We start from the raw sequence: 19669 nt of genomic DNA, 5'->3' as shown, positions 1-19669 counted from the left end.
AGTGGGAAGGAAAAGCAATCAATCCTGCCCTTTGTTCGCAAAAGCCAGATTAATTTTCCCCAACAGATCAAGGCATTTGGACAGTTGGTCGAGCGAAAGGTACTCATCGGCTTTGTGGGCCTGTTCGATACTCCCCGGCCCGCACACGACCACGTCCATGCCAAGCTGTTGAAAGATCCCGGCTTCGGTGCCGAAGGGGACAACATCCGCCGAATTGGCCCCCGTGAGTTCGGACAGGATCCGTTTGGCTTCGTTGCCCTCGACGGGGATTAGCCCCGCGACCTCTCCGACGATCTCGGTCTCGATCGAGGCGTCCGGATGAACGGCCTGCATGGCGGGCAGAAGCGTATCGTTGCAATATTTGGCGATGGATTGCTTGACGAAAGTTGCATCCGAGCTTTGAACCGGCCGCATCTCCCAGTCGACCTGTGCTTTCGGGGCGATGACGTTGTGGACGCTGCCGCCATGCAACGCGCCCACATTCATCGTCGTCCACTGTGGATCGAAGGGGCTGTCCTTCGGGGCCATCGTCTTCAACTGGTCGCGTAGTTCCAAAAGTCGCGCCACATAGCGGACCGCGTATTCCACGGCGTTCACCCCCAAATCGGGGGCCGAGCCGTGGCCTTCCAGCCCTTGAAATCGTGTCGTGTACTCAAAGCATCCTTTGTGGCCTTCAATGATGCGCATCATCGTGGGTTCGCCGATGATGGCCATGGAGGGGCGCAGGCCACGTTCGGTCAGGGATTGGGCCAGATGCTCCGCACCGATACAGCCGGTTTCTTCGTCATAGGTGAAGGCGAAGTGGATGGGTGCCGTGCGCGGGGTTTGCGCGAAGCGCGGAGCCATCGCCAAAGTCGCGGCGATGAACCCCTTCATGTCACATGTGCCACGCCCGTAAAGCCGCCCGTCACGTTCGACCATCTCGAACGGATCCGACGTCCAGTCCTGATCGGTGACCGGCACCACGTCGCTATGTCCGGACAAGACCAGCCCGCCGTCGACATCCGGCCCCAGCGTGGCAAAAAGGTTGGCTTTCTGTCCCGTGGGATCTTGGAAGATCTCGACCCGCGCACCACAGGCTTCAAGGTGATCCGCCATATAGGTGATCATCGCCAGATTGCTGTCCGCCGAGACCGTCGGAAAGGCGATCAGGTCCTTCAGGATGCGCTTCGCCTGTTCCAACATGGGTTAGCCTTTCACAAAGAGCTTGCGGTCGATGCTGCACATCGGCTCGGCCGCACCGGTTTCGCGGATCAGGATGGTCTCGGTTGTTTCAAGTCCCCAGCTGTCCATCCAAAGCGCTGGCATGAAATGGAACACCATTCCGGGTTCCAGAACCGTTTCATCCTCGCTGCGGATCGATGCGGTGCGCTCGCCCCAATCGGGTGGGTAGCTGAGGCCGATGGGATAACCCATACGGCCCGACCGCTCGATCCCGTGTTTGGCAAGGACATCCATGAACGCGTTGGCGATGTCGCAGGTGCGATTGCCCGCACGCGCGGCGTTCAGCCCGGCCTCGATGCCTTCCAGTTGCGCCCCCTCGGCACGCAGCATCTCGTCCGAGGGTTTGCCAAGGAACACGGTTCGGCAGAGCGGCGCGTGATAGCGGCGATAGCAGCCCGACAGTTCAAAGAAGGTTGCTTCGCCTTCGCGCATAGGGGCGCCGTTCCACGTCAGGTGGGCGGCGGTCGCATCCAGACCAGATGGGGTCAGCGGGACGATGGCAGGGTAGTCGCCCCAATCGTCGCCAACTCCGGTGATGCCCGCATGCATGATATCCGCCACCAGATCGTTCTTGCGTACACCCGGTGCAGCGCGGTCAATCGCGGTCTGCACGACCTTGTCGGAGATGCGCGTGGCTTTGCGGATGAAGGCAATCTCGTCCCCGGACTTGACCAGCCGTTGCCAGTTGACCAAGGCCGTCGCATCCACAAGTTTAGCCTCTGGCAGCTCGTCGGTCAGGACCGCATGGGCCTTGGCCGAGTAGTAATAGTTCTCCATCTCGACGCCGATACGGGCCTTGCTGAGCCCACGCGCTTTCAGATGCGCGGCGAGGTCTTGCATCGGGTGTATCTCGGTTGATTGAACGAAGTGATCGCCATAGCCAAGAATGTTGTCGTGGCTCATCCAGCAGGTGCGACGCCCGCCCATCATGTCCATATAGCGCCCCCACCAAATGGGTTCGCCCTCTAGGGTCAGGATCACGCCTTGATGGACATAGAAAGACCAGCCGTCATAGCCCGTCAACCACGCTTGGTTTGACGGGTCGGTGACAAAGATCGCCTCCAGCCCGGCCTGCAACATCGCGGTGCGGGTGAGGGCGATCCGGCGCTGGTATTCTGCTTGGCTGAAGGGTGCGTTGCTGTGTGTCATTGAAACCTCCTTACCCCAGAACCGCGTGAACGGCCCGCGCGGTGGCGTCCACAATCTGATCTGCTTCTGCTTTGGTCAGGCAGAACGGCGGGGCAAATCCCAAGATATCGCCCTGCGGCATGGCGCGGGCGATGATGCTGTCTTGCTCCAGCAGTTTGGCCGCGATCTGCGGGCCAATTTTATCGCTGGCGTCAAAGAAGCTGCGGCTGTCCTTGTCGGCCACAAACTCGACCGCGCAGAGCATACCTTCACCGCGGACTTCGCCGACATTGGCGTGTGACCCCAATGCGTCCTGCATGGCGGCGTTCAAATAGGCGCCGACGGTCCCGGCGTTTTCAACCAGTCCCAGATCGTCGATGAGTTTCAGGTTTGCGACCCCCGCCGCAGCACCGATGGGGTGGGCGGAATAGGTCCAACCATGGCCGATTGGGCCGTTCTCATCCGTCCCCTGTTCCAGAACTTTCCACATCTTGTCCGAAACGATGGTCCCAGACAACGGCGCATAGGCGGATGTCAGCCCCTTGGCGATGGTGATCAGGTCCGGGCGAAGGCCATAGTGCTCGGACCCGAACATCGTTCCCAAGCGGCCAAAGCCGGTGACGACCTCGTCTGCGACCAGAAGGATGTCGTGTTTTTCAAGTACGGCTTGGATGGCCTCCCAATAACCTGCGGGTGGCGGCACGATCCCGCCCGTGCCCAGCACCGGCTCGCCGATGAAGGCGGCAATGGTGTCTGCGCCTTCTCTCGCGATCAGCGCCTCCAACTCGGCCACGCAATGGGCCACGAACTGGGCCTCGGTTTGCGCCAGATCCGGGCGGCGGTAATAATAGGGGGCTTCGGTGTGGATCACCTGCGCCAAGGGCAGGTCGAATTTGTTGTGAAACAGTTCAAGCCCGGTCAGCGAACCCGTCATCAGCCCGGACCCATGATACCCCCGCCAGCGCGAGATGATCTTCTTCTTCTCGGGGCGACCCAGGATGTTGTTGTAGTACCAGATCAGCTTGATGTTGGTTTCATTCGCATCCGAGCCGGACAAACCGAAATAGACCTTCGACATATGGTCCGGCGCCCGATCAAGGATCATCTTGGACAGGGTGATCGACGCCTCGGTCCCATGCCCGACATAGGAATGATAATAAGCCAGCTCGCGGGCCTGATCGGCGATGGCGTCGGCGATCTCGGGCCGACCATAGCCCACATTCACACAGTAAAGACCGGCGAATGCGTCCAGCAGCCGGTTGCCGTCGCGGTCCTCGATATGGCAGCCCGTGCCGCCAGTTACGACGCGATGAGGCACGTTGCCCCGCGCGAATTCGGCCAGATGTGTCGATGGGTGAAAGAAGTTTTCGCGATCCCACTGTTCAAGTTGATCATTGTGAAGCATGGAGTGCCCTTCAGGTTCAGGCGGCGCGCCGCCGGGTGTCATGAAAGGAGCCTGTTGCACGCATCAAACCAGAGGGGCTTAATCTGAGCAGATTGGCTCCGCTCACCCGGACAGCAGCGCGCAATGCCTTTATTGCCAGAGCACCGCGATGGAAGCACAAAACGGCATTGTACGGCAAATAAATTCTGCAAGCGTCTTACGACGGGTCTGAAGTTCTACAAGCGGAGCATCGTGGCCTCATCCGCGCACGCCTGCTTTGGGACGCAGTGGTCTTCGAGCTCTACTTTTGGCATGTTGAAAGCAAGTGTTTCCCACGCTTCCCGGACTTCGCATAATCGAGTTGCAGCGACCCTATCGAACCCATTTCACGCAGGGAATGCGGCCGTTCAGCTGATAGGCAAGTGCCTGTAAAATAACGCCGTTCGTATTGATGTCGCTGTAAGCCTGATCCGATTTTCCGGTCACCGAAAACACGCCCGGGCTGAACCCAAGTTCACTTGTCGTGGCTTTTTCGCGCACCTGATTGACCAAGCGATCCGTATAGTCGTTTGGTCGGTGGGCGTTCCAGAGGAATGCGCCTTTGCTGTTCAGCATATCGACAGCCCGGACAAATCCTTTGGTCTGAAAACGCGGAGAAGGGTCAAGGGTCTCGGCGGTCCATTTCCCCCCGTCATCGGCGATCTGATAGCCTTGGTATACGAACCACGGCTCTCGGTTTACAGGGCCTTCCGAGACGCAGACCAGCTTCCCTGTTGCTTGGTATTCATCGATCTGTGCTGCGAACAGAGCCTCTGCCGCTGCGCGCGCGCGCGGCGAGGTGCCAAGTTCCACTGCTTCGAGAAGATGAGGTTCTGTGCCGATAGGGCCGAACTGCGCTATTTCATGCAGAATTTGAACCCCTTGATCGAAACGAGATCCGGGTCTGGGGTCCGTGTAGGGCGATGTCACCGGATAGCCCCACAGGGCAAATCCACGCGCGATGTAGCCTGCGTAGTTGGACTGATAGGCGGACACCATTTTGGTACCGCGCACCGTCATTGGGGTTCCGTCTTGAATGGTTTTCTCCAAGTCCCACCCACGAACGATATCGCCGATCCCCAAATCCTGTTTTGTATAGGATTGGACCAAGTGAAGCGAGGTCAGCAGCCTCGCGGTGTCGCTTGCATTATAGTCGTCGTCGCCCTTGGCTTTTCCATCCGTTGAGGTCAGCCCCTTGGGCAGCCGCAACCCGTTGAACGTACCGGTCGAAAGCCCAGCCAAGGCTTTCTTCAAGCGCAGTTCAAACGCGTCGTCGTCCAAGATGCCGATGCTATGCGCACTCACGATCGCCAACAGAAGGGTTCCCGTGTCCCACATCGTGCTGAACCGATAGGTTTCGATTTGATCGTCTTCAATCCACGCCGTCGCGGGCACCAGCCCGGTGTCGGGATCCGTCAGTCCTTCGAAATAGGACCAAGCCGTCTTGGCGTCTTCAAGAAGTCGCTCACGCTCTTTCGTTTCCATGTCCGCGTTGGTCATGCGCGCCGGCCAGCGGCTGGCGGATCGAAGAAGCCGTGCCGGTTCGCTTTTTGTCGAAACGGCTTTGAAAAACTGTTGAAGGTCCAAGACGCGAAACTGGTCTGACTGCGCCAGTTCGACAAGGCTTTTGACCAACGCCTGTGCGTCTTCAAGCTGCGTGAAGGCGCTTTCTTTGATCCGCAGCGTGACGTCGTCACTGTATGGAGCGGATAGCAGCACATCTTCCTGAAGCTTCTGTGCAGAGATCGGCGAGTCGATTACCATTGAGGATCTCAGACGAAGCGCCCCCTGAGCATCAAATCCGATGTCACCCTTTTCGGTTTCCGCATTGTCGAGAATAACTTCAAAGCCCGCGAGGGCAGGGGCGTCTGTGGACCCGTCCCCTGCGCGATCAAGTGCAATGCAGTGTACGGGCTCGTCTGAGCCGCTGGTGCCGGCCTTGAACGCGCGCATCCTGACGTCTTGCCAATCGTCCGTGTCCGAGTTTGACACAATGAGGCATTGATGGGGGCCGTTTTCAGTCAGACTGTTCGCGATACTCTCTGATCGCGTGGTTAGCAAAAGCTCAGTGAATGGCACATTGGCGGCGGCGAGTTGCGACCTGAGGCTGCTGCTTTCTGTGTCGGACCCGTCCACTTCGACGCAGAGAACCATGTTGCGGGCGAAAGCGGCGCCGGATCGGAACCTAAGTTCCGACGGCAAAATGAAATAGTTGCGACTGGAGATCAGGTTGCGTCGAAGGGTGTCGCCGAGGACAGCGCCTTGATCGAAGAAGACATCATCCCCTTGTGTATTGTCGTCAGGAAAAGACGCGACAAACACCAACGGTCCATCTTGGGATGTCGCCTGAGTAAATGTGTTTGCGATCTCACTAGAGGTAGGCGAGGGGGGAAGGCGCCATCCCCCGTTAACTTGTTGAGTACCATCAGCATTCCGCCAAACCGTCGGCGTGCGCCCGCTTTTGGCGATCAGGAAAGAGGTCAGAATACCGGCGGACCGCAACCCTTCTATCGTCGGAACTTCGCCATCGGGCAGATCTGAAATCACCGTTTGCGGTGCGTATTTTCCATCGGCTTTTCCTATCGCCCGCCTAAACCGATTCCGCGCTTCGCTGACGGAGCGCATACGCAAATAGGGAAGCTCGCTTGCAAGCCCCGGCAACTCGATAGCCAAATCGACCAGGCCGGGATAGTCGATGGTCAGCTTATGCAGCGCTTCCATCAGACCGGCGTTTTGGTCCGCACTATCCCATTCTTCTTGATCAAATTTCACCGCGACGCAAACGGGAAGGTTCTGCGAAGTGATTGGGTCTAAGAAAGACACGAGTGCGCTTGCCGAACTGCGTGGGCTCACGTTTCTGACGATTAGAAGACTTGGGTGCGTGGCAGCGGCATGAGCCATTTGCCATGACGAAGTGAATGCAATCGCCCCTCCGGCCATGGTGCGAGAGAGAAATGTTCGGCGATCCATCTTCACTCCTTAGAACTACCGCTCTGCTCACCATTGCAGCTTTAGGCTTTGCAGCCAACAACCAAGACGTCACACCCATCAGACCTGCGACCATATACACGTTCCTTCAACCTGCTTGCTGTGTCAGACTGAAAGAAACACCAGCGCATAGCGGGGCGCGATACAGGTAGCTGAATTGAAAAGCCCAAACGACAACAAGGAAAAGCCTAAGGCGAAGCCAGTATTCTTCGATCCGACGTCCCATCGGCTCGTCTTTTTCAGCGTGTTGTCCGGTGTGTTTTTGGTGTTTGTGGCGGTTTGGTTTGGGTCGTTCATGGTCCACCTTCATCGGTCCGAACTGCCTTCTCAGATTGAGGGCGCGGTATTGAACGAGGCGGCAACCTCTGAAGACGTCGGATTACCAGACGTGTCGGGGATTGAAAGCGAGGACGCCAAGTCGTCATCTTCGCAGCTTTGGACCGATGCCCTGGAAGGTGCTGCAAGGCCGGGCGACACCTACACCGTTCAGACAACCAAAGTGCATGCGTTCGTTCCGTCATGGTCGTTGGCGGGCGTCGTAGAGGCCCGAACAAATATCGATGCGATTGATGTGTTGCTGTCTGACTGGGTCACGATTGATGGAGCAACCGGATCTGTCACGAACCACCCATCTCTCTATCGGGATAAGCTCTTGGATCTGTGGAAGGTGAACAAAGGCCGCGTCAGTTTCCTTCCAGTTGCCCGGATCGAATTTCCTCAAGAAACGGCGCAGCCGAATTTGTTTACGTCAGTTGCACTGCAAACCGAACTGATCGACGCGCTGAAATCCGTGGTCGTTTCTGAAGGCGCCGACGGGCTTTGCGTGGATCTTTCAAGTGCCTTCAGAATTGCGGCTCAAGATCTGACAGGTTTCGCGACAGCTTTGCGGGCTGGTCTTGATGAGGCCGATAAAGACAGCTGTCTTATCGCGGGTGTAGATCATGCGATCTGGGATCAGCCGAATGCGGCTGATCTGGCGGACAAAATGATTGTGCTTGCCTTCAACGAACCTGGGCCTTTCAGCGGACCCGAACCGCTTGCGCCGCAGGCTTGGTTTGAAACGAAGGTATCGAAGTTACTGGCGGATCTGCCGTCCGAGAAAGTGGTCGTCGCCATCGGCGGTTTTGGAATGGACTGGATCAGTGCCAGATCCGCACCGGAATACCTGAATTATTTCGATGTCACCGAGGCAGTGTTGCAACATGACGGCACCATGCGCATCGATCAGGACGCCTTGAACACAGAGGTTCGCTTTCTCGATGACAAAGGGCAACGGCATCACATCTGGCTCTTGGATGCACTGAGCGCCCACAACCAGCTCTCGCGGCTTCCGCTCAGCGAAATGGATGGAATTGCGCTTTGGCCCGTTGCAGGCGGAGACCCCGGTGTTTGGAAGATCATCTCTCCGGGGTTACCAGAGCCTGAGATCGCTTTGGGGCTGCTGCAAAGGATCAGTACCGCACCCTATGTGAGGTATGTCGGCGCGGGCCCGTTTCTGACCGGGAATAATTCAGCAGCATCGGGAAGGCGTATCTTGCAGCTGGATCCGGAACGTGGCTTCATTGTCGAAGCGACCTATCTGGACCTTCCACGGGCGTTTACGGTGACCCAAAGTGGCGACATGCCGGATCGGTCGGTGATACTAACCTTCGACGACGGACCAAGCGCGAAATACACGCCGGCGATCTTGGACATTCTCAAAGAACACGATGTTCCTGCGGTTTTCTTTGTGATTGGAACGCGGGTTCAGCAACACCCAGAGATCGCACGCCGTATTGTCGATGAGGGGCATGAGCTGGGTGTTCACACGTTCTTCCACCCCAACATCGCCGAGATATCGGACTTTCGCCTCAAGCTCGAGCTTCATGCCTCGCAAGAGCTGATCGAAAGCGTTTCCGGGAAAAGCACGAATCTTTTCCGCGCGCCCTATGGGTTTGATGAAAACCCCGAAACGCCGAATGAAGCACGGGTTCTCAGCCTTTTGTCGGACGAGAATTATGTCGTCGTCGGGATCGAGATTGACTCGACCGATTGGACCCGTCCGGGTGCTGAAGAGATTGTGGGCACCGTGACCTCGCGTGCCGAGGCCGATCAAGGCAACGTCGTTCTGTTGCATGATGCAGGTGGTGATCGTGAACAAACGGTCAAGGCGTTGCCTATGATCATTCAGTCGCTCCAGGATGCGGGGATATCCATTGTGTCGGTCGCCAGCGTCACAAGCCATGACGGCAACATCCAGCCGGGCAGGGTGGTGGACGATGGTGATCAGATGAGCGGCCTTTCCTTCTTGCTGATCCGCAGCTTGAAATCCGCCGTCACGACCGCGTTTTTCGTGCTAATTACGGCTGGTGTGATCCGGTCGCTCACGGTTTTGGTCTTGGCGTTGATCAAGGAGCGGCGTGTTCACAAGGCGGGCGAAGCGGTCTTGCCAGTTTCGGTTCTCATCCCCGCCTATTGCGAAGAAACAGTGATTGTTAAGTCGATAACATCGGTGCTTCAGTCAACTTACCCGATTGCTCAGGTGATCGTGATTGATGACGGCTCGACCGACAATACGGCTCAGGTGGTCAGTGACCATTTCGGAGCGGACCCGCGAGTCCGACTGATCCGTCAAGACAATCAGGGCAAGGCCGAAGCACTTAATACCGGCATTCGGCACATCGAAACTCCGGTATTTGTCGCCATTGATGCGGATACGATCATCGCGCCCGAGGCGATTGGAGAGCTGGTCAAACACTTTAACGACCCTGAAATCGGCGCGGTCGCGGGGAATGTCAAAGTTGGGAACCGGCGCAATCTTCTGACCCGTCTGCAGGCGATCGAATACATTTCTGCACAGAATCTGGACCGTCGTGCCTACGAGGTTTTGAACGGGATTATGGTGGTTCCGGGCTCGATCGGGGCATGGCGCACCGAAGCGGTAATCACCTCTGGTGGCTATACGACCCAAACACTTGTCGAGGACGCGGACCTGACTGTCTCGGTCATTCGCAATGATTTCAAGGTTGTCTATGAACCTGCCGCCCACGCGTTCACAGAGGCACCAGAGACCATCCGGCAGTGGATGCGACAAAGGTTGCGCTGGCATTTCGGAATGCTGCAAATTGCATGGAAGCACAAAGGCGCGTTCTTTGAGCGGCGCGCCGTTGGATGGGTGTCGATCCCCGATCTGTTCTTGTTTGGCGCTGTGTTTTCCCTGTTTGCGCCCATTGCAGACCTTGTCATGATCTTCAATCTGTTCGCGCTTTTCGAGCTTCTGTCCGACAGTTCCCGGGCAGCGCTTCAAAGCTCGTCCATCCTGGTCGCAATTGGGTATGTGGCTTACCTGCTTTCGGATCTGGTTCTTGCGACCATCGCATTTGGGCTTGAACCTAAAGAGGACAAGCGCCTTTTGCCTTGGGTTCTGACCCAAAGGTTTTTTTATCGTCAGATCTATTGGATGGTGGCGTTGCGCTCGATCGCGCGTGCGGTCACGGGGCGCTTTACAGGGTGGCGAAAGATTACGCGTACGTCGTCGATTGATCTGACTAGTGCGCTTGAACTTTCAAGAGCGCAGGCACGTGTTGTTCATGTTGACAAGGTTGCAGAGGATCCCCGCGGACAGGCTTAGCTACACACCTGAAAATCGACCGTACCCGAACCTGAACCAAAGCGACCCATCGTGAATTTCTCGATGTCGATCAAATAACCGTCGCCGCCAAGGTTCTTCGTGCAGCAACCGTTGCAGTCGGAATCGGCACAAAGATCAAGCACCTCAACAACGATCTCGCGGTTGCCCTGGCGCAAACGCAGGTGTTTCCCGCCAAGGCGGTTCCAGTGCTTTTGGTGAACGGCAGCGATATTTTTGCTGGCCACCCAGCTTTCGGATTTCTTGCCGCTGACACCATAAAACTGACCTGCCCATTTGCAGCCATTGTATTTGACGCATTCGACACTTCCCGGATCGGGATAGCTTTCATAGTTGGTCAGAGCCGCGCTTTGCCAGTCACCTTTACAGGTCAAATCCGCCATTGCCGTTGAAGCGATGAACGTGAATATCAAAAGAAGAAGGGGCCTCAGCACTGTTGGCAATGTCATACTGATCTCCTTGACCTGGCATTGGGACGATGGGCAGGCATATAGTTGCGTTTTCTGTTGTTTCAATGGACCAGCTCTTGCGAGCACAACTCTTAGGTGTGAATTCAAGCATTAATATGTTCATATCACGGAATCTATATGTGTTTCTGGCCCACGCGATTTTTCGCCCAATTGCCGGAAGCGCATGGTTTGTTTTCAGTACTGATAGTGGTTGCGAACCGGCCAAGAAGCGGATCGCTTTCAAATTATTGTCTGAACTTTCGCGTGGCGATAATCGGTTCACCAGAAGGAACCCGTCGTAGCCAGCGGCTCGTTGGCATACTTGGCCGCCTCAATGCTAATTTCGACAGAAAGTGATCCGGATTTCACAGTTCTGCGTAACTAGGCTATGTTGACACAAACATTAGATATCCCAAGCTGCGCGAAAAGCATCTGCACTGGATCTCGCCACGAAAGAGAAGCTGTGTCGCAAAGTCGAACCGATTACTCGCAACAGACCAAGTGGATGCTTGCAGTCCGGGACAACCGCGATCGTGCTGCATTTTCTGCGTTGTTTGATTTCTTCGCGCCTCGGCTGAAGGGGTTTATCATTCGTTCCGGAGCATCAGCGCCTCAGGCTGAGGAGATCGTTCAGGATGTGATGCTGACGATTTGGCGCAAGGCGGCGTCCTTTGATCCGCACCGCGCGCAGGTTTCTGCCTGGATTTACCAGATCGCCCGTAACCGCCACATAGACATCGCGCGAAAAGAAAATCGGCCGATGCCGGAAGAGCTGAAAGAAGAGCCAGGTCTCGAGCCAGATGCCAGCCAAATACTTGGACTGGAACAAGAGGCCGGGCAGCTGAAACTAGCTCTTGCCAATCTCAAACCAGAGCAGCGCGAGATTATCGAGAGGGCCTATTTGGGTGAGCTGACTCATCAAGAGATCAGCGCCCAGACCGGACTGCCCTTAGGAACCATCAAGTCACGTATCCGGCTAGGGCTGGAACGCTTGAGACACGAGCTGAAGGACCTCAAACAATGAGTGCCATTAACCATCATGTCCCCGACACCATGTTGGCGGCTTATGCAGCCGGCACGCTTCCGCATCCGTTTGCTGTTGCTGTGGCTAGCCATGTGTCGCTGTGCGCGCAGTGCCGCGTGGCGCTCGAGGCGCATCAGGCAGTCGGAGGGGCTGTATTGGAAGATACCAATGCGGTGGCGGTGTCAGCCTCGCTCAAGGACAGCATTCTTGCGCAATTGGACGATCCATTTACACCGGAACCGGTTTATGACCGGAACGGGGTTTATCCGGGTCCTGTCATGGAGGTCATGCAAGGCCGTGCACCCAGGTGGAAGAAACTGGGCATGGGCGTTCGGCAGGATATCTTGTCAGCAGATGCGCATGGCTCGGTCAGGCTGCTTTACATTCCGCCGGGACAGGCCGTTCCAGATCACAGCCATAATGGATTGGAGATGACACTTGTCCTCCAAGGCAGCTTCAGTGACGAAACTGGCCGCTTCGGTGTGGGTGACATTGAAATCGCCGATGAAACGCTGGAACACACGCCGGTGGCCGATCCGGGTGACGCTTGTATCTGTCTGGCCGCAACCGATGCACGATTGCGTTTCAACGCGCTGATCCCAAGGCTGTTACAACCGCTATTCCGGATCTGATTTCCCCCCAACTCGCCCTGCAATAAACCACCGGATTTCCGGTGGTTTATTTTTGATATCAAATGCTTAGATCACATATCTGTGATGTGGTCATCCAACGTTAGTTCAGCTTCGTAACCCTTGTACGAACATCAAATCAAGCCGGGCGACAGATGCCCACCGACAAGGAGTTACTAAAATGAAATCGAAGTTCAAAACCGCTATTGCAGCCGCTGCCCTGAGCGTTTCTGCCGTCGCAGCCCATGCCAACACCATCGTCGATATCGCCGCTGGCGACGACCGCTTCTCGACGCTTGTGGCCGCAGTTACAGCAGCAGGCTTGGCCGAGACCCTCTCGGGCCCGGGCCCATTCACTGTTTACGCCCCGGTCAATGACGCCTTTGCCGCGCTGCCGGAAGGTACGGTTGAAACGCTGCTGAAACCCGAGAACAAGCAACAGCTGACCAACGTGCTTCTGTACCACGTCGATGATCGCAAGCTGATGGCTGGTCAAATCCCTGCCGGCTCGAACTACTTCAAGCCGATCCTGGCAAGCGAACGCCTGTGCATCACCGCGGGTTCGGACGGTGTAATGATCGCTGATGGAACGGGCGAGATGGCCAATGTGGTGATTGCCGACATTCAAGCGGACAATGGCGTGATCCATGTGGTTGATAAAGTTCTGCTGCCGGGTACGCGCCCTGCCTGTCACTAATCCCCAGATGCTCTGCCAACACGGTAGAGCAACTTCCCCAATCCGGCGCCTTCGATCAGAGAATGCGCCGGATTTTCATATGGCAATAGTGGAAGCAGGTACTTTGTTCTGGACGGTCGAGGATCTACTTTCCGCGATACAATAGGATGTCAGGCAGGTATTCAAAACAGCGTATTCCCCAAGAAAACGGAGCAGGGAAATCCGTGCGGAACCGACGTTTCTTCATCGCCGAAAGCACGCGCTCAGCCGCATGCTCGGGCGTCATCAGCATCGGCATACGAAAGTTGTTCTTCTTTGTCAGGCGGGTCTTGATGAATCCGGGATTGACCAGCCGCACGGTGACGCCTGTCCCTTTTAGGTCAAAGCGCATGGTCTCGGCCAAGCTGACAAGTGCAGCTTTGCTGGCTCCATAGCCGATCGCGGCAGGCAGACCGCGATAACCGGCCAGTGAACCGACCAACGTGATATCTCCTTGTCCGTCTTTCACAAAGCTTGGGACAACCTCTCCCAGCACACGAAGGGCACCTGTGAAATTGACGTCACTCATCCTGAGCGCGGCGTCGCTGTCCCAGTCTGTCGCGCGCATTGGCTCGTAGGCACCTGCGTTGTAGATTACGCCGTCTATCGGTCCGACAGACGCGGCGGCTTCCCGAACAGCAGTTGTGTCAGTAACGTCCAGCGGAAGCACTCGGGCATTCTGTAATGTTCCGCTAAGCTCCTCGAGCCGATCCGCATTGCGCGCAGACAGGATTACGCGCGCGCCTTCGTCATCCAGACGTTTCGCCAAAGCACGTCCCAAGCCTTCGCTGGCCCCGATAAGCCAATAGGTTCTGCCAGCAAAATGCGTCATTCACGTGCACCGCGCAGGTCATGCCCATCGCTGATAAGCTCTTCAGGCGGTTTCTGCTTTTTCAAGAACGGCGCACGCTTAAGGTACAGGATTGCCGCTTGCCAATGAATAAGCGCCACGACTCTGGCTGCACCCAATGGTCGACGGATGGCCGCCCATGCCAATGTTGCGCTTGTCGCGGGACGGCGTTCGCCTGACAAGGTGGCCAATACACCATGATCAGCGTTCTTGAAGGAAATCCGAATGTCGATCTTGTCGTCCGCCATGTCGAAATTGAATTCGTAGTGACCCGCGATCTTCTGAAAGGGCGAGACATGCATAAGTTTCTCGGCGATCAGGGTGTCGCCTTTCCGGATCGGCGCGAACCCGTCACGCGCACAGAAGTAACAATGACGCTGTCCGAAGGTGCTGTTGACCTCGGCCACAAAGGCGCGGGGTGTGCCATCCACTACGGCGATCCAGAAGCTGACCGGATTGAAATGGAACCACAGGAAGCTGGGCTGAGTGAGCAGCAGAAGCTGTGCGTTTTCGGTCAGCATCCCGCGGTCTTCCAGGATGGATCGGAACCATTCCACCCCGCGCCCATCGTCACGTTTTCCGCCATGGCGGTAATCCCACAAAGACCACAGATTAAAGCGATTTCGAGAGATCAGGAGGGGTTTGGCGGGGCCAAGATCGGTCAGCACGTAATCCACCCCGTAGGTGAACGCGTTCTTAAGCGCGCCACGGCGAGCATGGTGGGTTTGGGCCTGAATATGTTCCAGCATCATGGGGGTGTTACGCGCGCGCGAATGGTTTGGATCACTTAAAGCGTAAGTTTTCCCAAACAAAAATGATCCAGATGCCAAGGCCTTACGTAACCCCCTCATACCATCCCTGAGGCGAGGACAGAATGTACGATCAAACCCACGGCCCCCGCAAACGGATCGCCATAGTAGGCGGCGGCATTTCGGGCCTATCTGCCGCGTATTACTTGGCGCCTTATCACGACGTCACATTGTTCGAAGCTGCGTCGCGTTTGGGCGGCCATGCACGTACCGTGATGGCGGGTAAGAACGGAGACCAACCGGTCGACACGGGTTTTATCGTTTTCAACTACGTAACCTATCCCTATCTGACGCGTCTTTTCCGCGACCTCGATGTGCCGGTGATCAAAAGCGAGATGAGCTTTGGAGCCAGCATCAATGACGGTCAGCTGGAATACGGTTTGAACACACTTGGCGCTATCACTGCGCAAAAAGAAAACCTGCTGCGCCCACAGTTCCTAAAAATGATTGCCGATATCGTTCGGTTTGGGAAACGCGCTGAAGAGGCTGCCAAGGACGACGACAAAACGATCGGTGAGCTGGTGGATGAGCTGGGCTTGGGGAACTGGTTTCGCAACAACTATCTGATGCCGATGTGTGGCGCGATTTGGTCAACGCCCGTGGCCGAGGTGGACCAGTTCCCGGCGAAATCACTGGTGCAGTTCTTTCGCAACCACGCGCTTTTGGCCGGGGTGGGCGAACACCAATGGTGGACCGTCAAGGGCGGCAGCATCGAATATGTTCGCAGACTGGAAGCCGCCCTGGTCGCGCGCGGCTGTGATATCCGGACGAACACACCTGTTGTGCGCGTACAGCGCGACGATTTCGGCGTTCACATCCACACCGGCGACACGCAGCTGTCGACCTTCGACGAGTTGATCCTCGCCTGCCATTCTGACCAGACGTTGAAGATCTTGGGCGAAAATGCCACCGAAGCCGAGGCCGCTGCCCTTGGCAGTATCCGCTACCAACCCAACACGGCCGTTCTTCATTGCGACACTGGGCAGATGCCGCGTCGCAAAGCCGCTTGGTCAAGTTGGTCATACAGATCACAAGACGGGGACATTGGTGTCACCTATTGGATGAACAAGCTTCAGGGCATTCCCGAATCCGACCCACTTTTCGTCACGCTGAACCCATCAAAACCCATCCCGAGGGATGCGATCTATGACGAGGTCGAGTTCCACCACCCGGTATTCGACAAGGCGGCCCTGAAGGCTCAGCAAGATATCCGTCAAATGCAAGGCCAGAACCACACCTGGTTCGCGGGTGCCTGGAACCGGCACGGCTTCCACGAAGATGGCATCGCCAGCGCTATGCGCATCGTCCGTGCGCTTACCAACTCTCACCAATTCAAAGGAATGGATCATGCGTCTCACGAACAAAGCCCTGAAGTCGAACTTTCTGTCGACATGCGAGCGTCTGCGTGACGGTCAGCTGACCCTGCGCACGCCCGAGGGCGAACGCTATCACTTTGGCACATCCGGCCCCGAGGCCGAGATGGTGATCCGCGATTGGGCCGCTGTGTCGGCCATGGCCGCGCATGGGCAGGTCGGGCTTGGTGAAACCTATGTCCAAGGGATGTGGGACACACCGTCCGTTGAAGGGTTGATGGCTCTGGCGATGAACAACCGCGACCACCTTGGCGCCTATGATCAGGCCAGCCCGTTTCACAAGGCCAAGTTCAGGTTGGTTGATACAGTGATGCGCGCCAACTCGCGTCGTGGATCGCGCAAGAACATCCGGTCCCACTATGACGTCGGAAACGAGTTCTATGCGCTTTGGCTCGATGACGGCATGACCTATTCTTCGGGCCTGTTTGAAAACGGTGAAAATGATCTGGCGCGCGCGCAGAACAGAAAGAACGACCGTGCCCTTTCCAGACTGGCGGATGGCGAACGGGTTTTGGAAATTGGCTGCGGCTGGGGTGGTTTCGCGGAACATGCCAGCCAGAATGGTCGGGATGTGACAGGCGTCACGATCTCGCGAAATCAGCACAGCTATGCCGAATGCCGCCTTGATGGGCGTGCCGACATACAGCTGCGCGATTATCGCGACATCGACGGGCAATACGACAACATTGTCTCGATCGAGATGATCGAGGCTGTGGGTGCGCGTTACTGGCCCAGCTATTTCGCCACCCTCAAACGTAATCTTGCCGAAGGTGGGCGTGTGCTGTTGCAGGCGATCACCGTCAAGGACAGCTTCTTTGAGACCTACAAAACCTCGTCCGATTACATCCGCCAATACGTCTTTCCCGGCGGCATGCTCCTGTCTGATAGCGTGATCGAAAAGCAAGCCAACGACGCGGGTTTTGCGGTCCGTGACAACTTCGCCTTTGGTCAGGACTACGCCCAAACCTGTCGGATCTGGGCCGAACGCCTGAGCGCCCAGAAACGCCGGATTGCCGAGATGGGATATAGCGAAAGCTTTTTCCGCAATTGGCAATACTACCTCGAGATCTGCGCTGCCTCGTTCGCAGTTGGTCACACCAATGTGGTCCAGGTGGAGCTGGCCCATGCGTAGCTTTCTGGCTCTCCTCTGGTTGCTTTTGGCTCCTGCAAGCGCGCAGGCGAACACAGTTGAATCCGTGCTGCCGAATGCAGAGCTGAGGGGGGCTGCGACGTTCCGATTTGTTGGATTCCCGCTTTATAAAGCGCGGTTGTTTACCCAATCCGGGGCGCCCCTGGATTGGAACAAGGATTTTGGGCTCGAGCTGCAATACATGCGCAACCTGACCGAGTTTGATCTGGTTGAAAGCACCATGCGCGAGTTTGCGCGTTTGGGATCTAGCGTGCCAGTCCGCGGCCAGCTTGAAACCTGCTTTGACGATGTTCGCAAAGGGGACCGTTATACGGCCGTATCTCAAGGTCAGAACAAGATCGCATTCTGGCTGAATGGGAAACGAACCTGCACACTTTCGCACCCCCAAATCAAATCCCGCTTCATGGGCATTTTTCTGGGTGAGAATACCCGGTCGAAGTCCTTTACCGGCAAGCTGAAGGGCGAATGATGCTGTACCCGCGCGTCAGTCTCTATGCTTTGATGTTGGCTGCCGCGGGCATTCCACTTTACATCCATCTGCCGCGTTTTGCGTCGCTTAATCTAGGAATCGGGCTGGGAACGGTGGGTGCTATCCTTTTGGTGATCCGTCTTGTTGATCTTGTGCAAGATCCGCTGATTGGGTGGGCCATCGACCGCTGGTCGCAGGCGCAAAGTATCTTCGCGGTCACCGCTGCATTCGGACTTGCGATTGGTTTTCCGCTTCTGTTTGCCCTAAACGCTGGCCCGAATGTCGTTGCCCAGATCATCGCAATCCTTGTGTTGCTTTTTTCGTCCTACAGCCTTGGCATGATCCTGCTTTACGCCCGAAGCGCGACGCTTGCCGCGACGCCGACGCCACGTGCGTTGATGACGATGGCGGCCTTCCGCGAAGGCGGGATGCTGGCCGGAGTGGTTGTGGCCTCTATCGTCCCAACCATCTTCGTGGCCTTTGGGGCAAGCGCACAGGGCTATCCAGCATTTGGACTGTTCCTAGGCACGCTTGCGGTGGCATGCGCCGTCCTCTCGTTCCCCATTTGGCAGCGCAAACCGATCCCGGGTCAGCCCTTGTCGCTTGCTGGCCTCAGCCAATCCGGGGCGATGCGGCTTTTGGTGCTTGCGCTCGTCAACAGCCTGCCCGTCGCCATCACATCCACCCTGTTTCTGTTCTTCGTCGAAGATCGCCTGCAACTTCCGGGTAAGGCTGGTCCGCTGTTGATCCTGTTCTTTCTCAGCGCGGGTGTAAGCCTTCCTCTTTGGACGCGGCTAAGTCATCGAACTGGACCAAAAGTCACCCTGCTGATCGCGATGCCACTTGCGATCCTTGGCTTCGTCGGGGCCGCTTCTCTGGCGCCCGGCAACCTTTCTGGGTTCGCCGTGGTCTGCATCGCGTCTGGAGCGGCACTGGGGGCGGATATGGTGATCTTGCCCGCCATGTTTTCGGTCGCGCTTAACCGGGCAGGGCTGGAGCCATCCCTTGCCTTTGGTATCTGGTCATTCGCTGGAAAACTGGGCCTAGCGCTGGCCGCGTTTCTTGTTCTGCCTCTGCTTGAACGCAGCGGGTTCACACCCGGCGGGTCGAACAGCACTTACGCACTGACCACGCTAAACATCTCTTATGCCGTCATTCCCTGTATCCTGAAACTTGGCGCAATGGCCCTTGTCCTTGCGCTCCCGTCAGAAGGTCAAACCACATGAAGCTTCTAACTGTTCTTTCCTTGTTTGTGGTCTTTGCGATGATCGCGAAATCCATATTCCTAAGCTTTCGCGCGCAGGATCCGGATGACTATGCCGGAACCGGTCCAGAGTTTGAGCTTAAGACGCATCTGTCTGGCCCGATCCTATCCGAGGGGCTGATCTTTGGCCCGACCGGCAAGATGACCAACAGCTTTGTCGCCAAGATGGTAGGCGAATGGGATGGTGACACCGGAACGCTGAGCGAAGAATTCACCTATTCCAATGGACGACAGCAAAGTCGCAAGTGGTTTCTGACGCTGGGCGAAGACAGCACATTTACCGCCACGGCGGATGACATCATCGGCGAAGCGCGCGGTACAGTTTCAGGATCAACCATCAAGATGGAATACCAGATTGTGCTGCCGGAAGAGGCCGGTGGCCACACCTTGTCAGTCACGGACTGGCTGTACCTCACTGAAAACGGCGTGATCATGAATAAGTCGGAGCTGCGTAAGTTCGGCATCAAGGTGGCGGAACTGGTTGCCACGATGCGCCCGGATGACGAGCTGCCTTATTGATCCTTTGTTGCGCAAAAGGAGCAAACC

16 protein-coding genes are annotated in these 19669 nt (G+C 56.6%); 9 read left to right on the top strand and 7 right to left on the bottom strand.

The window, feature by feature from the left end; translation table 11 throughout:
• Positions 1–18: 18 nt before the first annotated feature.
• From argE to ACP15F_RS10475, 4 genes are all read right to left on the bottom strand, one after another.
• Positions 19–1185 carry an acetylornithine deacetylase gene (gene argE / locus ACP15F_RS10490; RefSeq protein WP_424940740.1) on the bottom strand — a complete coding sequence of 389 codons (1167 nt, stop codon included), beginning with the start codon at positions 1183–1185 and terminating at the stop codon, positions 19–21.
• A gap of 3 nt (positions 1186–1188) precedes the next feature.
• On the bottom strand, positions 1189–2373 hold the full coding sequence (locus tag ACP15F_RS10485; RefSeq protein WP_424940739.1) for a M24 family metallopeptidase: 1185 nt from the start codon (positions 2371–2373) through the stop codon (positions 1189–1191).
• Positions 2374–2383: 10 nt separating this feature from the next.
• Entirely contained in the window at positions 2384–3757 is a 1374-nt protein-coding gene (locus ACP15F_RS10480) for an aspartate aminotransferase family protein (RefSeq protein ID WP_424940738.1), read from the bottom strand.
• A gap of 351 nt (positions 3758–4108) precedes the next feature.
• Complete coding sequence (locus tag ACP15F_RS10475; protein WP_424940737.1) at positions 4109–6547, bottom strand: DUF3131 domain-containing protein; 2439 nt, start codon at positions 6545–6547, stop codon at positions 4109–4111.
• 511 nt (positions 6548–7058) lie between these two features.
• Here ACP15F_RS10475 and ACP15F_RS10470 point away from each other — a divergent pair.
• A complete protein-coding gene (locus ACP15F_RS10470) occupies positions 7059–10373 on the top strand; it encodes a polysaccharide deacetylase family protein (protein ID WP_424940736.1) in 3315 nt (1104 codons plus the stop codon).
• Here the strand turns inward: ACP15F_RS10470 and ACP15F_RS10465 are convergent.
• On the bottom strand, positions 10370–10906 hold the full coding sequence (locus ACP15F_RS10465) for a hypothetical protein (RefSeq protein WP_424940735.1): 537 nt from the start codon (positions 10904–10906) through the stop codon (positions 10370–10372). The two genes, ACP15F_RS10470 and ACP15F_RS10465, sit on opposite strands and share 4 nt — an antisense overlap.
• A 322-nt stretch (positions 10907–11228) precedes the next feature.
• On the opposite strand from ACP15F_RS10465, the gene ACP15F_RS10460 reads away from it, so the two are divergent.
• From ACP15F_RS10460 to ACP15F_RS10450, 3 genes are all read left to right on the top strand, one after another.
• Positions 11229–11864, top strand: a complete 636-nt coding sequence (locus ACP15F_RS10460) for a sigma-70 family RNA polymerase sigma factor (RefSeq protein ID WP_424940734.1) — start codon at positions 11229–11231, stop codon at positions 11862–11864.
• Positions 11861–12496: a ChrR family anti-sigma-E factor gene (locus ACP15F_RS10455; RefSeq protein WP_424940733.1), complete on the top strand. Its 636-nt coding sequence runs from the start codon at positions 11861–11863 to the stop codon at positions 12494–12496. The genes ACP15F_RS10460 and ACP15F_RS10455 overlap by 4 nt, the downstream gene beginning before the upstream one ends.
• A gap of 178 nt (positions 12497–12674) precedes the next feature.
• The gene (locus ACP15F_RS10450) at positions 12675–13190 is read left to right on the top strand and encodes a fasciclin domain-containing protein (RefSeq protein ID WP_424940732.1); all 516 of its coding nucleotides are present in this window, start codon (positions 12675–12677) and stop codon (positions 13188–13190) included.
• A 124-nt stretch (positions 13191–13314) separates the two neighbouring features.
• Here the strand turns inward: ACP15F_RS10450 and ACP15F_RS10445 are convergent, their stop codons facing one another.
• Positions 13315–14040 carry an SDR family NAD(P)-dependent oxidoreductase gene (locus ACP15F_RS10445; protein ID WP_424940731.1) on the bottom strand — a complete coding sequence of 242 codons (726 nt, stop codon included), beginning with the start codon at positions 14038–14040 and terminating at the stop codon, positions 13315–13317.
• Positions 14037–14810 carry a DUF1365 domain-containing protein gene (locus ACP15F_RS10440; protein WP_424940730.1) on the bottom strand — a complete coding sequence of 258 codons (774 nt, stop codon included), beginning with the start codon at positions 14808–14810 and terminating at the stop codon, positions 14037–14039. The genes ACP15F_RS10445 and ACP15F_RS10440 overlap by 4 nt, the downstream gene beginning before the upstream one ends.
• Positions 14811–14932: 122 nt before the next feature.
• Between ACP15F_RS10440 and ACP15F_RS10435 the strand changes: the two genes are divergently transcribed.
• The 5 genes from ACP15F_RS10435 to ACP15F_RS10415 are packed head-to-tail and all read left to right on the top strand — an operon-like array spanning position 14933 to position 19642.
• Positions 14933–16276 carry an NAD(P)/FAD-dependent oxidoreductase gene (locus tag ACP15F_RS10435; RefSeq protein ID WP_424940729.1) on the top strand — a complete coding sequence of 448 codons (1344 nt, stop codon included), beginning with the start codon at positions 14933–14935 and terminating at the stop codon, positions 16274–16276.
• Positions 16215–17372, top strand: coding sequence for a class I SAM-dependent methyltransferase (locus tag ACP15F_RS10430; RefSeq protein ID WP_424940728.1), 1158 nt, complete (start codon positions 16215–16217; stop codon positions 17370–17372). Before ACP15F_RS10435 ends, ACP15F_RS10430 begins: the two co-directional genes overlap by 62 nt.
• Positions 17365–17859 (top strand): hypothetical protein, encoded by a 495-nt coding sequence (locus ACP15F_RS10425; protein ID WP_424940727.1) that lies wholly within the window; start codon positions 17365–17367, stop codon positions 17857–17859. Before ACP15F_RS10430 ends, ACP15F_RS10425 begins: the two co-directional genes overlap by 8 nt.
• The gene (locus ACP15F_RS10420) at positions 17859–19085 is read left to right on the top strand and encodes an MFS transporter (RefSeq protein ID WP_424940726.1); all 1227 of its coding nucleotides are present in this window, start codon (positions 17859–17861) and stop codon (positions 19083–19085) included. Before ACP15F_RS10425 ends, ACP15F_RS10420 begins: the two co-directional genes overlap by 1 nt.
• The gene (locus tag ACP15F_RS10415; protein ID WP_424940725.1) at positions 19082–19642 is read left to right on the top strand and encodes a DUF3833 domain-containing protein; all 561 of its coding nucleotides are present in this window, start codon (positions 19082–19084) and stop codon (positions 19640–19642) included. Before ACP15F_RS10420 ends, ACP15F_RS10415 begins: the two co-directional genes overlap by 4 nt.
• Positions 19643–19669: the final 27 nt, after the last annotated feature.

Source organism: Aliiroseovarius sp. S253, from assembly GCF_049800855.1.
Lineage (GTDB): Bacteria > Pseudomonadota > Alphaproteobacteria > Rhodobacterales > Rhodobacteraceae > Aliiroseovarius.
The sequence above is the reverse complement of the archived record's forward strand: the minus strand, read 5'-3'. Positions and strand labels throughout refer to the sequence as shown.

Coding starts and splice junctions, on each gene's coding strand:
- argE (WP_424940740.1), bottom strand. CDS start 1,185: ATGTTGGAACAGGCGAAGCGCATCCTGAAGGACCTGATCGCCTTTCCG.
- ACP15F_RS10420 (WP_424940726.1), top strand. CDS start 17,859: ATGCTGTACCCGCGCGTCAGTCTCTATGCTTTGATGTTGGCTGCCGCG.
- ACP15F_RS10455 (WP_424940733.1), top strand. CDS start 11,861: ATGAGTGCCATTAACCATCATGTCCCCGACACCATGTTGGCGGCTTAT.
- ACP15F_RS10440 (WP_424940730.1), bottom strand. CDS start 14,810: ATGATGCTGGAACATATTCAGGCCCAAACCCACCATGCTCGCCGTGGC.
- ACP15F_RS10470 (WP_424940736.1), top strand. CDS start 7,059: ATGGTCCACCTTCATCGGTCCGAACTGCCTTCTCAGATTGAGGGCGCG.
- ACP15F_RS10450 (WP_424940732.1), top strand. CDS start 12,675: ATGAAATCGAAGTTCAAAACCGCTATTGCAGCCGCTGCCCTGAGCGTT.
- ACP15F_RS10430 (WP_424940728.1), top strand. CDS start 16,215: ATGCGTCTCACGAACAAAGCCCTGAAGTCGAACTTTCTGTCGACATGC.
- ACP15F_RS10415 (WP_424940725.1), top strand. CDS start 19,082: ATGAAGCTTCTAACTGTTCTTTCCTTGTTTGTGGTCTTTGCGATGATC.
- ACP15F_RS10485 (WP_424940739.1), bottom strand. CDS start 2,373: ATGACACACAGCAACGCACCCTTCAGCCAAGCAGAATACCAGCGCCGG.
- ACP15F_RS10480 (WP_424940738.1), bottom strand. CDS start 3,757: ATGCTTCACAATGATCAACTTGAACAGTGGGATCGCGAAAACTTCTTT.
- ACP15F_RS10445 (WP_424940731.1), bottom strand. CDS start 14,040: ATGACGCATTTTGCTGGCAGAACCTATTGGCTTATCGGGGCCAGCGAA.
- ACP15F_RS10460 (WP_424940734.1), top strand. CDS start 11,229: ATGTTGACACAAACATTAGATATCCCAAGCTGCGCGAAAAGCATCTGC.
- ACP15F_RS10435 (WP_424940729.1), top strand. CDS start 14,933: ATGTACGATCAAACCCACGGCCCCCGCAAACGGATCGCCATAGTAGGC.
- ACP15F_RS10425 (WP_424940727.1), top strand. CDS start 17,365: ATGCGTAGCTTTCTGGCTCTCCTCTGGTTGCTTTTGGCTCCTGCAAGC.